At 70.0% G+C, this 14,046-nt stretch carries 9 protein-coding genes; 2 read left to right on the plus strand and 7 right to left on the minus strand.

Going from position 1 to position 14,046, the window contains the following annotated elements; translation table 11 throughout:
- Nucleotides 1-111 precede the first annotated feature (111 nt).
- From AB8M46_RS19725 to AB8M46_RS19745, 5 genes are all read right to left on the minus strand, one after another.
- The gene (locus AB8M46_RS19725) at nucleotides 112-2,550 is read right to left on the minus strand and encodes an ATP-binding protein (protein WP_394361089.1); all 2,439 of its coding nucleotides are present in this window, start codon (nucleotides 2,548-2,550) and stop codon (nucleotides 112-114) included.
- Nucleotides 2,551-2,639: 89 nt separating this feature from the next.
- A complete protein-coding gene (catC, locus tag AB8M46_RS19730; RefSeq protein WP_037337899.1) occupies nucleotides 2,640-2,921 on the minus strand; it encodes a muconolactone Delta-isomerase in 282 nt (93 codons plus the stop codon).
- A 26-nt stretch (nucleotides 2,922-2,947) separates the two neighbouring features.
- Nucleotides 2,948-3,799, minus strand: coding sequence for a catechol 1,2-dioxygenase (catA, locus tag AB8M46_RS19735; protein WP_378416081.1), 852 nt, complete (start codon nucleotides 3,797-3,799; stop codon nucleotides 2,948-2,950).
- Nucleotides 3,800-3,825: 26 nt separating this feature from the next.
- Nucleotides 3,826-4,929, minus strand: coding sequence for a mandelate racemase/muconate lactonizing enzyme family protein (locus AB8M46_RS19740; RefSeq protein ID WP_394361090.1), 1,104 nt, complete (start codon nucleotides 4,927-4,929; stop codon nucleotides 3,826-3,828).
- On the minus strand, nucleotides 4,929-5,834 hold the full coding sequence (locus AB8M46_RS19745; protein ID WP_394361091.1) for a LysR substrate-binding domain-containing protein: 906 nt from the start codon (nucleotides 5,832-5,834) through the stop codon (nucleotides 4,929-4,931). Before AB8M46_RS19745 ends, AB8M46_RS19740 begins: the two co-directional genes overlap by 1 nt.
- 193 nt (nucleotides 5,835-6,027) lie before the next feature.
- On the opposite strand from AB8M46_RS19745, the gene AB8M46_RS19750 reads away from it, so the two are divergent.
- Complete coding sequence (locus tag AB8M46_RS19750; protein WP_394361092.1) at nucleotides 6,028-6,576, plus strand: YceI family protein; 549 nt, start codon at nucleotides 6,028-6,030, stop codon at nucleotides 6,574-6,576.
- 31 nt (nucleotides 6,577-6,607) lie between these two features.
- Here the strand turns inward: AB8M46_RS19750 and AB8M46_RS19755 are convergent, their stop codons facing one another.
- Both AB8M46_RS19755 and AB8M46_RS19760 read right to left on the minus strand, forming a co-directional pair.
- Nucleotides 6,608-10,675, minus strand: coding sequence for a hypothetical protein (locus tag AB8M46_RS19755; RefSeq protein ID WP_394361093.1), 4,068 nt, complete (start codon nucleotides 10,673-10,675; stop codon nucleotides 6,608-6,610).
- A gap of 218 nt (nucleotides 10,676-10,893) precedes the next feature.
- Nucleotides 10,894-12,288 carry a KamA family radical SAM protein gene (locus tag AB8M46_RS19760; protein ID WP_394361094.1) on the minus strand — a complete coding sequence of 465 codons (1,395 nt, stop codon included), beginning with the start codon at nucleotides 12,286-12,288 and terminating at the stop codon, nucleotides 10,894-10,896.
- A gap of 142 nt (nucleotides 12,289-12,430) precedes the next feature.
- On the opposite strand from AB8M46_RS19760, the gene AB8M46_RS19765 reads away from it, so the two are divergent.
- The gene (locus AB8M46_RS19765) at nucleotides 12,431-14,041 is read left to right on the plus strand and encodes an amidohydrolase (protein WP_394361095.1); all 1,611 of its coding nucleotides are present in this window, start codon (nucleotides 12,431-12,433) and stop codon (nucleotides 14,039-14,041) included.
- Nucleotides 14,042-14,046 lie beyond the last annotated feature (5 nt).

Consider the following 14,046-nt stretch of genomic DNA (forward strand, 5'->3'; position numbering starts at 1 on the left):
ACGGCGATCTCGCGTGATTGGGCAGCGATCATCGTGTTCGCCGTCTAATCACGCGAGTTCCGCTTCCAATCACGCGTGTGCGCTTTCTGATCACGCGTGATCGCTCATCGCTCAGCCGGGGATGCCCATGGCGTCGTAGAGGGCCCGTGCGCGATGGCGGTACGGACGGGCCTTTTCGGTCTCGCCGGCGTCCTCGTAGGTCGCCGCGATGCCGTCCAGCGCCCGCGCTTCCTCGTGCTGCTCGCTGGTCAGCTGGGCGACGTCGCGGGCCCGCAGGTAGTGCGCCAAAGCCGCCGCACGGTCGCCGCCTGCCCGGGCGTTGTCGCCCAAGCCGTTGTGCGCCAGCGTTTCCAGCGGACGGATACCGGTCGCGGCGGCGATTTCGAGCGCCTGCTCCTCGTACTCGCGCCCGGTCACCGGGTCGCCGAGGTGCAGGTGCACCAGCCCGAGATACACCAGCGCGTAGCCCTCGGCCTCGCGGTGGCCCGCCGCCCGGCTCACGATCAGCGACCGGTCGAGGTGCTCACGTGCTTCCTCGTAGCGGCCGAGCGCCCGGTAGACGTCGCCGAGGTTGTGCAGGGAGATCGCGACGGCCGCGTTGTCGCCGATCCGCTCCGCGATGTCCAGCCCCCGCTGATAACTCCCCAAGGCGGCGTCCAGCTCGCCCAGATGCTCGTGGACGAACCCGAGATTGCCGTACGCCCGGCCTTCGTTGAGCGTGTCGCCGACCTCGCGGGCCAGTTCGACGGCCTCCCGGAGGTGCCGGGCCGCTTCCGGGTACCGGCCCAGTTGGGCGTACACCGTGCCCAACGTGGTGAGCGCGCGGGCGGTCGCGGTCCGGCTGCCCGGTACTTCGAGGCAGGCGGTGAGCCTCTCGACGGCTTCGTCGTACCGGCCGACGCGGGCGCAGATGGCGGCCACGTCGGTCAGCGCCTGCTGTTCGCCGAACGGGTCCCCGGCCCGTCGTGCCTCGGCGAGCGCGAAGCCGTGCAGCGTGTGCAAGGCGTCGTAGTGGCCGTGGAGCCGCAGTGCCTGCCACAGCACGGTGGACAGGTCGCGGGCGTACGCGGTGCCGCCCGCGCCCGCCGACTCCTCGGCGATCGCGAGCAGCGTGGGCAGCTCAAGGGCCAGCCAGGCAGCCGCCTCCTCGGGACTCTCGAACGTCCGGCCGCCGACCTCCGGGGTCAGAAGCGGCCGCCGGTTCGGATCCCTCGCCGCGATCGCGTCCGCGGCGGCGGCCGCGCCGGACAGGTAATGCCCGGCGAGACGGCGCATCGCGGCCGGCCGCCGACGATCGGCGAGGCTGCGCGCGTAGTCGCGGACCAGGTCGTGGAACTCGTGACGGCCGTCCACCCGGTGCTCCAGAAGATGCCCTGCCACCAGCGCCCGCAGCAACCGCCGCGTCTCGGCCGCGTCGGCGTCCAGCAACACCTCCGCGGCGGTCGCGTCCCAGTGCTGCCCGGGGTGCAGACCCAGCAGCCGCAACGCACTCGCGACGTCGCCAGGCAGTGCTTCGTACGACCACGACAACACCGCCGGCAGCGACGTCCTCGCCTCCTCCGTGGTGAACGCGTCGAGCCGGTCGTTCGTCGACCGCATCGCCGCGGCCACCTCCGCCAGGCCGCGGTCGTGCGCCAGCCGTTCGCCGACGATCCGCAGCGCGAGCGGCAGCCCGCTGCAGCCGGACACGACCTCGGCGAGCGCGGTCTCGTCGGCGCCGAGCCGGGCCCTGCCGGTGAACCGGCCGAGCAGCGCGACCGACTCGTGTTCGTCGAGCGGTGGCACGGTGACCCGGTGAGCGTCGTCGCTGACCGCCAGCCCCTGCAACGTCGAGCGGGTCGTCACGACCACGACGCAGCCGGTGTGCCCGGGCAGCAGCGGCCGGACCTGGTCCGCGGACCGCGCGTTGTCGAGGACGACGAGCACCGAACGTGTTGCCAGCACGCTGCGCAGCAATGCCGAACGGCCGTCGAGATCCGCCGGCACCTCCGCGCCCGGCACGCCGAACGCGCGCAGGAACGAATGCAGCACCTCGGCCGGGTCGGCAGGCGCGCCCGGGCCGTAGCCACGCAGGTTCGCGAACAGCTGACCGTCCGGGAACTCCGCGCGCACCGACTGCGCCCAGTGCACGGCCAGCGACGTCTTGCCCACCCCGCCCATACCTTCGAGGACGGCGACGACCACGGCCCGGTCACGGCCGGCGGCCAGGTCGTCGAGTGTCGCGAGCTCGTCACGCCGTCCGGTGAACGACGTGCTGCCGGACGGCAGTTGGGCGGGCACGGAAGCCGAAGACGGCGCACTGGCCGGTCGCGGAGCGGGGTCGGCGTCCGGCAGGTAATGCCGCACGAATCCGGCGATCTGGTCGTTCCGCAGCCCCAGCCCGCGGGCCAGGGCCTCCAGCGACCGTCGCCGCGGCCGGGCGACACGGCCGCGTTCGATGTTGCTGATCCCGCGCACCGTCAGCCCGGTGCGTTCCGCCAGCTCCTCCTGCGTCAGTCCGGCCACACGCCGCAGTTCTCCGAGCAGGTTCGTCCCAGGCTGACCGTCCACTGCGGCAGGCTAATCCGCTTTCGCTGCGAGACAGGGGAAAACGGGCCGATCCGGCCGCCGCGTGACCGTCCGCAGCCGGTCCGGCACCCTCAGCCCGTGACTTTCGACGGATGCGCTGCCAAGGGCGTGACTTCGATGTCCATATAGGGAAACAACGGCAAACCGGACAAAAGCGTATGCAGCTCGTCGTGATCCGCGACGTCGAGGATCGAGAAGTTCGCGTATTCGCCCGCGATCCGCCAGATCTGCGGCCACTTTCCTTCGCGTTGCAGCCGCTGGCTGTACGCCTTTTCCCGCGCGATGATGTCGGTCCGTTCCGCCGGATCGAGGTCCGGCGGCAGGCGAACGTCCATGCGAACGTGGTAAAGCATCGATCACTCCAAAAAGGACATTCGGGTCAGGAACGTTCGGGGTCGAGGACGAAGCCGTACTCGATGGCCTCGCCGTCGCCCGACGGACGCGGGTCCAGCACCAGTTCCGGTTTGACCGCCGAAGCGATGTCGTCGTCGTTGTGCTCGTCGCCGGGGAAGTACAGCTGCGCGGTGAGCAGTTCGTGGCCGGGCGCGGAAACCTTGACGTGCAGATGCGCCGGACGCCACGCGTGCCAGCCCGCCGCGGCGATGAGCTTGCCGCAGGCGCCGTCGGTCGGGATCTGGTACGGGGCGGGGCGCACGGTGTGGATCTCGAACCGGCCGTCGTCATCGGCGGTGAAGCTCGCGCGCAGGTTCCACTCCGGGATGTTCGGCGCGAACTGGGAGTAGAAGCCGTCGGCGTCGGCGTGCCACAGCTCGACCTTCGCTCCCGCGAGCGCGGATCCGTCGGTCGAGGTGACCCGGCCGGTCCAGACGAGCGGCGTACCGGACTCGTCCTCGCGCATCGGGACCGAACCGCGGGCGCCCTGCTCGGGCGCGTCGGGCACGTAGTACGGACCTTCGATGGTGCCCTTGTTGCCCTCACGGTGCTCGGTCGCGACCTCTTCGACGACGTGCTCCACCCACACGTCGAGGAACAGCGGCCACTCGCCGTCCTCGCCCACGCTGATCAGCCACGCTTTGAGCGCGTTGTACTCGTCGTAGGTGACCTTGTGCTTCCGGATCGTGCCGTGCACGGCCTCCAGCACCTCGCGAGCCAGCAGGCTGACCCGTTCCTTGGGCGTCCCGGCGACCCCGGCGAACTTGTCGCTCTTGAACCGTTCGGTCGCGTTGGCGCCGGACGCGGCCGCGGTGGCCGTCTCGTGGATGGCGGTCATGAATCCTCCTTGATTCGTGGTGGGCGTCAGTGGTCCTGGCGGTAACGCCGGAGCTTTTCGGGATCGATCTCGGCACCGAGGCCGGCACCGGGACGGACGGTGAGTTCGCCGTCGGTGATGCGCAGCGGCTCGGTGAGCAGGTCGTCGCTCATGTCGAGGAAGTTCGACAGCTCGCCGGGACGCCGGGACGTCAGCTCGTAGGCCGAGCCGAACGCGACCGTGCACAGCGAGCCGAGCTGGCCGTCGATCTGGTTGCCCATCACGACCTCCAGGCCGAGTCCCTCGGCGAGGTGATGCGTGCGCTGCGAACGGGTGAAGCCGGTGCGGGCGGTCTTGATGCTGATCGCGGTGGCGGAGCCGCCGAGCACCTCACGGGTGACGTCGGCCGGCGTCACCGCCGATTCGTCGGCGATGAACGGAACGCCGATCTGCCCCACGAGCCAGCGCCTGCCGAGAACGTCGTCGGCCGGGCACAGTTCCTCGGCGAAGAGCAGGTCGAGGTCGGCCATCTCCCGCATCGCACGGGCGGATTCGGCGGCGGTCCAGCCGCGGTTGCCGTCGACGTAGAGGTCGACGCCGTCGCCGAAATGCTCCCGCAGCGCGCGCACGACGGCGGTGTCGAGCGACACGGGACGGCGGCCGACCTTGACCTTGAAGGTGCTGATGCCGTGGGTGTCGCGCATCTTCTCGGCTTCGGCGACCATCGCGGACGGCTCGTCGAAGCCGAGCATGTGGGACACGCGCATGCGATCGGTGTAGCCGCCGAGCAGTTCGGTCACCGACACGTCGAGGCTGCGGCCGAGCGCGTCCCAGATGGCCATGTCGATGGCGGATTTCGCGGTCGGGTTGCCGACCGTGCGGGCAAGCCGGGTGTGCACCGTTTCGCGGTCGAGCAGGCTGAGGCCGACGATCTGCGGGGCGAACAGGGAGCCGATCACCGCGACGATGCCCGCCTGGGTCTCGCCGTAGGTGAACGGCCGCGGGGGTGCTTCGGCCACGCCGACGATGCCGTTGTCGGCGTGCACCCGCACGAGGACGTGCTCGGCGACGTGCACCTCTCCCGAAGCGAACTTCAACGGCTTTCGGTACGGGATGGCGAACGGGATCGCCTCGACTCGCGTGATCTTCATCAGGTCCCCCCTGTGGACGGTGCGACGGAAGGAAAGACGTCCTCGAGCGCGTCGAGGACGGTCGTGACGAGCGGGGACGGGGTCTCGCGGTGCCAGGCCAGCGCCAGCTCCACGGTCGCCGCTCCCGCGAGATCGCGGAACACGACACCGGCCAGGGGGAGGGCACGGGCCGAGGCGGGGACCACGCCGACTCCCAGCCCGCCTGCGACCAGCGCCAGCAGGACCGCGGTTCCGGAGGCTTCGTGCAGCTGATGGGGCGTGATCCCGGCCTCGCGGCAGCTGCGCGCGACGGCTTCGTACACGACCGAGTTGCGCCGGTCGTAGGTCACGAGCGGTTCGGTCCGCAGATCCGCCATCGCGACGACGGGTTCGACGGCCAGCCGGTGGTCGGCCGGGACGGCGAGGATCAGCGGTTCGCTCTCGATCACCCGGAAGTCGATGTCGTCCCCGGTGACCGGCGGACGGAGCACCCCGATCCCCAACGTGCCCGTGCGCAGGCGTTCGCACTGCTCGGCCGTGAGCAGATCGGCGCGGATCTCCAGCTCCACCTGTGGCACCCGCCGCGCGAGCGCCCTGGCCAGATGCGGCAGATGCGAGGACGCCGCCGTTCCGGTGAACCCGACCCGGAGCAGGCCCAGCATGCCTTCGCCGATGCGCCGGACCCCGCGGACACCCACGTCCAGCCCCGCGAGCACGCGCCGGGCTTCGGCGAGGAAGAACTCACCCGCCGGCGTCACCCGGACCTGCCGGGTGGTCCGGGCCAGCAGGACGACACCCAGTTCGTCCTCTAATTGCCGGATGGTGTGCGAGAGCGCGGGCTGCGCGACGTGCAACTGCTCGGCCGCCCGGCCGAAGTGACATGTCTCGGCGACGGTGACGAAGTAACGCAGGTGACGAAGCTCCATGAGACGTCTCCTCCCTGCCTCTGTCGCCGATTCGTTCACGGTAGGAAGCAAAATCATCGAAGACAAAGACTTTATTGCGGTCTATTGATAAACAGCGATTATCAATAGCATGCCCGCCGGATGCGGCTCACATCCGGCGGGGCGGTTTCGTCGTAATGCCGAGAACGCTTCCCTTACCCGCCAGGAGCCCAGCGTGACGACAACGACCCCACTCGGTGAACTGACCGGCGACTACACGCTCGACGCCGCCGGTACGACGCTCGCCTTCATCGCCCGGCACACCATGGGAAGCCGGGTGCCTGGCCATTTCGACGAATTCGAGGGCAGCGCCCACTTCGACGGCGACGATCCGGCCAGGTCCTCCGTCCGGCTCACCATCAAGGCCGCGAGCATCGACACGGGCAACGAGAAGCGCGACGACCATCTGCGCACCGCTTTCTTCGACGTGGCAGGACATCCCGTCATCGCCTTCGTATCGACCGCCGTCCGGCACGTCGGCGGCAGCGGGTTCGAGGTCATCGGCGACCTGACCATCCGAGGCGTCACGAAACCGGTCCGCATCGCCGTCGAACTGGTCGACGCCAGGCCGGGCCCGGACGGTGTCCGGACCGGCTTCACCGGCGCCGTTTCGCTTAACCGCCTCCACTGGGGTGTGAACGAGAACCTCGCCACCCGGCTCATGGTCGGCTCGAAGGTGACCCTGCAGCTGACCGTCGCCGCGAGCCGTCGTCCGGCGCGCTGAGCACGCGGGAGTCGAACAGGCCGAAACCTGCTCAGGAACACGGCGGGCTGTACGGCAACTCGGCCGACACGAACTCGTCCCACATCTCGCGAGTGAGGGTGTTCCCCGTGATGGCGCAGATGCTGTGGATGGCCCGGGGCACGGTCATGTCCCACAGCCGCACGGTGTGGTCACGGCCGCCGGTGGCGAGGGTGGCGCCATCGGGGCTGAACGCCACCGTGTCGACGTCGGCCTGGTGGCCGGTGAGCGGCTGACCCGTCTGCGTCCGGTCGGTTGTCCGCCAGAGCCGCACGGTGTTGTCGCTGCTGCTGCTGGCTAGCGTCTGTCCATCCGGGCTGAACGCCACCCCCGAGACGGGGTTGGTGTGGCCGACGAGGGGTTCGCCGAGCGGTGTGGCGTGCGCGGGATCGGTGACGTCCCACAGCCGCACCTGCTCGTCGTCGCTGCCGCTGGCCAAGGTCCGCCCATCCGGGCTGAACGCGACCCGGCGGATGTCGTCCTGGTGCCCTTTGAGGGGTCCGGTCAGCAACGTGGGCCTGGCCGGATCGGAAATGTTCCACAACCACACCGCGACGTCGCTGTATTCGGTGCCCGTCGCCAGGGTTCTTCCGTCTGGGCTGATTGCCACCGCCAAGGCGTTGGCGTCCGGTCCGAGCACGATCCTGGCCAGCGGCACGGGTTTGGCCGGATCGGTGACGTCCCACAATCGCGCGGCGTTCTCGTCCTTCACGTCGCCGCCGGTGACCAGGATGCGGCCGTCCGGGCTGAACGCCATCGATCGGACGCCGTCGGCGTGCCCGGTGATCGGCGCGCCGATGGGCGTGGGGTGGGCTGGGTCGGCGACGTTCCACAGCCGCACGGTCCGGTCGCCGCCGCCCGTGGCCAGGACACGGCCATCCGGACTGAATGCCAAGGCGTTGATGTCGCCCTGGTGGCCGGTGAGCGGTCCGCCCAGTTGCCGCCGATCGGCCGTCGTCCACAACCGGACGGTCCGGTCGCCGCCGCCGGTAGCGAGGACGCGCCCGTCCGGGCTGAACGCCAACGCTTTGACTTCGCTCGTATGTCCGGTCAGGACGGTGTCGGGGATGTTCCACAGCCTTACCGCCCGGTCGCCACTGGCGCTGGCCAGCACGCGGCCGTCCGGGCTGAACGCCATCGATCGGACGCCGTCGGCGTGCCCGGTGATCGGCGCGCCGATGGGCGTGGGGTGGCCGGGATCGGCGACGTCCCACAGCCGCACGGTGTAGTCGTCGCCGCCGGTCGCCAGCGTTCGGCCATCAGGACTGAACGCCGCCGACCAGATCGCGCCGGCATGTCCCGTGATCGGCCGGCCCAGTACCACCGGGCGAGCCGGGTCGGCGACGTTCCACAGCCGCACCGTCCGGTCGTTGCTCGCACTGGCCAGCGTCCGTCCATCGGGACCGAACGCCACCGAATGAATGGCCCCGGTGTGTCCGGTCATCGGTGGCCCGAAGGGTTCGGCCCGGTCCGGCGCGGCGATGTCCCACAGTCGCACGGTCCGGTCATCGCTGCCGGTGGCCAGCGTCCGGCCATCAGGACTGAACGCCACGGAGTAGACGGTGTCGGTGTGCCCGGCCATCGGCGGGCCGAGTCCCGCGTGCCGAACGGGGTCGGTGACGTTCCACAGCCGGACGGTCCGATCGTCGCCCGCGCTGGCCAGCGTCCGCCCGTCAGGGCTGAACGCCAGCGACCGGATCGTCTTGGTGTGCCCCGTGATCGGCGGGCCGAGCGCCTCGGGGCGGGCTGGGTCGGTGACGTTCCACAGCCGCACCGTGTTGTCGGCGCCGCCGGTGCCCAGAGTGCGTCCGTCCGGGCTGAACGCGAGCGCGCGGGTCGCTTCGCCGTGACTGATGGTTTCGTTCAGCAGCACCGGGCGGGCCGGATCAGCGACGTTCCACAACCGCACGAGTCTGTCACCGCTGCCGCTGCCGGTGGCCAGCGTTCGCTTGTCGGGGCTGTACGCCACGACACCGGCGCCCTTGCTGCCCGAGGGCACCATGGCGGACAGCGGCGCGTTCGCGTCGACGATCAAGTGGGTGCCCGTGTCCGGATCGTCCGGGCGCATCCGGTGGGCGACGAGATCGAGCTGGGCCGCGAGCGACACGTCGATGGCCCGTATCCGGTTCGCCTCGGCGGTGACCTTGTTGAAGATCGCGGCGTCACGTTGTTCGTGGGCGATGTCGCGTTGCCGGAAGGCGTAGACGGCGGCAGCGGACGCGACGAGGCCGAGAACGGCCAGCATGGCGACCGCGGTTCGACGGACTCTTGTCCGTCGGCTCTCGTGCCGGGTCGACGCGTCGAGGAAGGCCGCTCCGAGCGGCGTGAGGGCGGCGCGGTGCTCACTCCTGGATTGCCATTCCCTCGCGACGGCCAGCCGATCGCCGCGATACAGCGATCCGACCGGTTTCCCTTCTCGTTCCCATTGTTCGGCGGCCTCGATCAGCTGTTGCCGGATGACCTGATCGTTGCGGCCCGTCTCGATCCAGGTGCCGAGCCGCGGCCACGCCCGCAGCAACACTTCGTGGGAAAGCTCGACGGCGTTGTCGTCCAGCGTGACCAGACGTTTCTCGATCAGCCAGCCGAGAACCGTCTCGGCGGTCCGCGGTGCGTCGAAACCCTTGACGAGGTCGGCCGGATCCGCGCGCCGCCGGGCAGGCGGCGCGTCGTGCCTGACCACGACCAAGTGCATGAGGATGTGCTGGAAGATCACGCGCTGCTCGGCCGTGGAACACCGCGCGTAGGCCTCATCCGCGGTAGCCGCGATCGCGCCTTGGATCCGCCCGGTCCGGTCGTAGTCCGCCAAGGTCAGCTTGTCGCCCGTGCGCCGCTGCCAGGTGACGGCCAACGCGTGGGCCAGCAGGGGGAGCCCGCCCGCATCCGTCCCGGCCTCGTGCAGGAGGACCTCGACCAGACTCGGCTCCACGTCGACGCCGATTTGCCGAGCCGGCCGCTCGATGGCCGCGCGCAACCCCGCCGGAGTCATCGCCTGGAGGTTGAACTGGCTTGCCGGCAGGAACTTCGCGAGCTGATCGTCGGCGAGGCAGTGGTCGTAGAAGTCTCCTCGCACCCCGAGAACGGCACGCATCGCGATCAGCGCGGCGATGAAACGCCGCCGCTCCGCCTCGCCGGCGCACAGAGTGAACACTTCTTCGAACTGGTCCACCACGACGACGGTCCCGTCAGGCAGCATGCTCGCCAGGAGAGCGAGATCGGATCCGACCGCCGAGAGCACGGTGTCCACGCTGTCATCGATGAGCCGCGCGACCTGCTGTGCCAGTGTTTCGCAGGGCTTCTTCGCCGGGGTGAGCAACAGCCACGGGCGTCCACTGTCGGCCACCGCGGTCGTCACGCCCGCTCGAAGCAGCGACGACTTGCCGGCGCCGGACGGTGCGACGACGAAGACCGGCCCGCCGCGGTGATCGATCTTGTCCATCAACACCGACAAGGTCGCTTCGCGGCCGAAGAACCACCGCGCTTGGTCAGGTTGGAACGCACGCAGACCCGGATAGGGGCAGACGTCCGCCGGCCACTCCGCCTGGCTGACGTCGGGCGGGTACGGGTCGTCCGGCAGGCAGATCCACCCCAGCGCCTCCGTTTCCTTGACCCGGATGCGTTTGGGCCGATAGCGGGTCTCGTCGGCGGCGCTGTGCCAGACCACTTCACGGAACAGCCAGTCGGAGGTGATCACCGCGAGCACGCCGGCCGACCCGGCGAGGGCGTCTTTCAGTGGCGACGCGTCGAGCAACCGGAACGTGTGGTTGATCGCGACGCCGGTCGCGCCGTGCGCGTCGAGCAGAACCTCCCCGGCGTGCACCGCCATCCTCAGCCGGATCTGCTCGCCGGTCCCGTGCGCCCGGTTGTGCCTGTTCAAGGCCTTCACCAGGCGACCGGGCACCTGCTCGACGAACAGCCGCTTCGGAACCTCCGCCGGCGCCAGGAGAAGCACACCGTCGCCCCGGTCTTCGCGATGGCAGGTGTTCCAGTGCGAGCCGAGCGCGTGAGCCAAGGCCGCATAGAGGGCGCTGCGCACGGTCCTCTGTTCCAGGTTCTTCCGGCCGCTGAATCGCTCCACGTCCACGACCAGAACCGTGCGATGCAGTGCATCGGGCGACACGAAACCTCCGCAGATCACGTCACTCGGCCAAAGATGCCGCCCATAGTCCCCGCAGCCGCACAGAGCCCGACGAGCTTTCACTCGTTCGCGTGAACCGATCGACGTTCAGCAAAGCAAAGGGGGCGTTCAAGCTCGTATGAGCCTGAACGCCCCCTCCGGGACTTACCTGATGAACTGGCCGGTCAGGCCATCGGAGGCTGCTCGCGCCACCAGCGCTGGCCGGCTTCGGGCAGCGTCGAGATCGGGTCGTAGTACGGGTACCGACGCTGCAAGGCTTCCGGGTCCTCGTGCTCGATCCCGGTCCGGTAGTTCTTGGTCCAGTACGAGATCCCGAGCTCGCGGTCGTACTCGGCGAGCTGGTGGACCCAGCGCTTCCCGACGTAGGGAACGTCGCAGACGATCCGCGGGGTCGCGTAGCCAGGCAGGTAGCCCATGATCGCATGCTGCAGTTCCTGGGCCTCGTGCACGGAAACCCGCCAGTGTTCGGCGTTGGGGATCATGTCGCACATATAGAAGTAGTACGGCAGGATGTTCGCCTCGCCCTGCAGCGCGAAGCACAGGTCCAGCAGGTCGGCCGGGGTCGCGTTCACGCCCTTCATCAGCACGCCCTGGTTGCGCACGTCGCGGACGCCGACGTCGAGCGCGGTCCTGGCGGCTTCCGCGACCAGCGGGGTCACCGACTGGGCGTGGTTGACGTGGGTGTGGATCGCGAGGTTGACGCCGCGGCGCTGCGCGGTGCCGGCGACGCGTTCGAGGCCTTCGACAACCTTCGGCTGGATCCAGTGCTGAGGCAGGGCGGCGAGCGCCTTGGTGGCGAGCCGGATGTCGCGGACGGTGTCGATGTCCATCAGCCGCATCAGGAACGATTCCAGCTGCGGCCACGGCACGTTCGCGACGTCACCGCCGGAGACCACGACGTCACGGACGCCGGGGGTCTTCTTCAGGTACTCGATCATCGCGTCCTGGCGGTCGACCGGTTTGAGCGAGAGCTTGTGCTTCTCGACCTGTTCGGTGGAGTTGCCGACCAGGTCCATCCGAGTGCAGTGCCCGCAGTACTGGGGGCAGGTGGAGATCATCTCGGCGAGGACCTTGGTGGGGTAGCGGTGGGTCAGCCCCTCCACGACCCACATCTCCGCCTCGTGCAGCGAGTCCCGCTCGGAGTGCGGATGGCTCGGCCATTCGGTGTCGCGGTCGCTGCGCACCGGGAGCATGTAGCGGCGGATCGGGTCGTCGTACCAGGCCTCGGTCACCTTCGCCGGGTCGGTGCCCGCGTTGGGCGCCATCGTGTTGATCATCTGCGGCGGCAGGAGCATCGACATCGTGGCCATCTCGCGCTGGTCGGCGAGCATGTCCTCGTAGAAGCGCTCCTCGAGCTGATCGCCCATCAGGGCACGCAGCTGCTTGGCGTTACGGATGCAGTGCACTCGCTGCCACTGCGCGTCGCGCCACTCTGCCTCGGTCACGTCGTGCCAGCCGGGGAAGCGGCGCCAGTCGGGTTCGATCAGCTCGACCCGGGTGTAGTCGTAGGGCTGATCGTAGGCGGCCACCGGCGAGGTCGGTTCCTGGATCGCAGTCACTTGTACTCCTCGTCGTCGGAAACGCGTGAAAATATCCTGTCACATCGTTCGGAAGACGTAAATATTCCTGTCCTGCGTGGTGTGTCGAAATCTTGCCGACCCGCCGGTCACGTGGGCTTCCGCACGCTGCAAACTCAGGAGGGTGACGAACGCGCGAACGACGCTCCTGCTCGGCGGGCGCATCTACAGCCCCTCGGCTCCCGACGCCACCGCCATGGCGATCACCGACGGCATCGTGGTCTGGGTGGGACAGGACGGCCCGGCCGAAGCACTGCATCCCGACGCCGAACCGGTCGACCTCGACGGCGCCTTCGTCGCCCCGGCCTTCGTCGACGCGCACGTACACGCCACCGCGACCGGCCTGCACCTCACCGGCCTGAACCTCGCGAACGTCCGCGGCGCGGGCGAACTGCTGGCCGCGGTCCGCGACGCCGTCCGGCCCGGCCAGGTGCTGGTCGCGCACGGCTGGGACGAATCCCGCTGGAGCGACGGCAGGCTGCCCAGCCGCGCGGAGATCGACGAGGCCGCGAACGGCGCCCCGGTGTACTTGAGCCGGGTCGACGTCCACTCGGCGCTCGTCTCCAGCGCCCTCGTCGCGCTGGCCGCCGGTGTGCACGAGGCGCCGGGCTGGTCGGCCGACGGACCGCTGACCCGCGACGCCCATCACCTGGTGCGGGCCGCGATGCGCGACGCGATCACCCCGCGGCAGCGCCGCGAGGCCCAGCGTGCGTTCCTCGCCGAAGCCGCCGCCCGCGGTGTTGTGAGCGTCCACGAATGCGCGGGCCCGGACATCTCCGGTGCGGAAGACCTCACCGACCTGCTCGCGCTCGCGTCCGAGCCGGGACTGCCGGAGGTCGTCGGCTACTGGGGCGAGCGCGGCGGAGTCGACACCGCCCGCGCGCTCGGCGCCAGGGGAGTCGCGGGCGATCTGTTCGTCGACGGTGCGCTCGGCTCCCGCACGGCCGCGCTGCACGAGCCGTACGCCGACGCCCACGGCACCACCGGAACGCTCTACCTCGACGCCGCCGCCATCGCCGAACACGTCGCAGCCTGCACCGAGGCCGAACTGCAGGCCGGTTTCCACGTCATCGGCGACGCCGCCGTGGCCGAGGTCGTCGAGGGATTCCGGCGCGCGGAGAAGACCGTCGGCCGTCGAGCGCTGGCCGCTCGCCACCACCGGCTCGAGCACGTCGAGATGATCGACGCCGGCCAGGCGAAGGAACTCGCCGGCTGGGGCGTGGTCGCGTCGGTCCAGCCGCAGTTCGACGCGGAATGGGGCGGCGAGCACGGCATGTACGTCGACCGTCTCGGCGGAGAACGGGCTCCGAAGCTCAACCCCTTCGCCGCTATGGCCGCCGAGGGGCTTCTGCTCGCCTTCGGCTCCGACGCTCCCGTCACGCCTGTCGACCCGTGGGCCACCGTCCGCGCCGGGACTTATCACCGCACGCCGGGCTCGGGGCTGTCCGCTCGCGCGTCCTTCACCGCCCACACCCGCGCGGGACATCGCGCCGCCGGAGTGAACGACGGTGTCACCGGCAGCCTCGTCCCGGGCGCTCCCGCGCACTACGCGATCTGGGACGCCGAGGATCTCGTCGTCGCGACGCCGGACTCGCGGGTGCAGCGCTGGTCGACCGACCCGCGCGCGGGGGTGCCCCCGCTGCCGAACCTGGCCGAGGGGGCGACGCTGCCCCGGTGCCTGCGCACGGTCCGCGGCGGAGAGGTCATCCACGATGTGTTCACCCGCACGGCCTAGGGTTC

Origin of the sequence: Amycolatopsis sp. SB7-3, assembly GCF_041021335.1 — a bacterium.
Classification (GTDB): domain Bacteria; phylum Actinomycetota; class Actinomycetes; order Mycobacteriales; family Pseudonocardiaceae; genus Amycolatopsis; species Amycolatopsis japonica.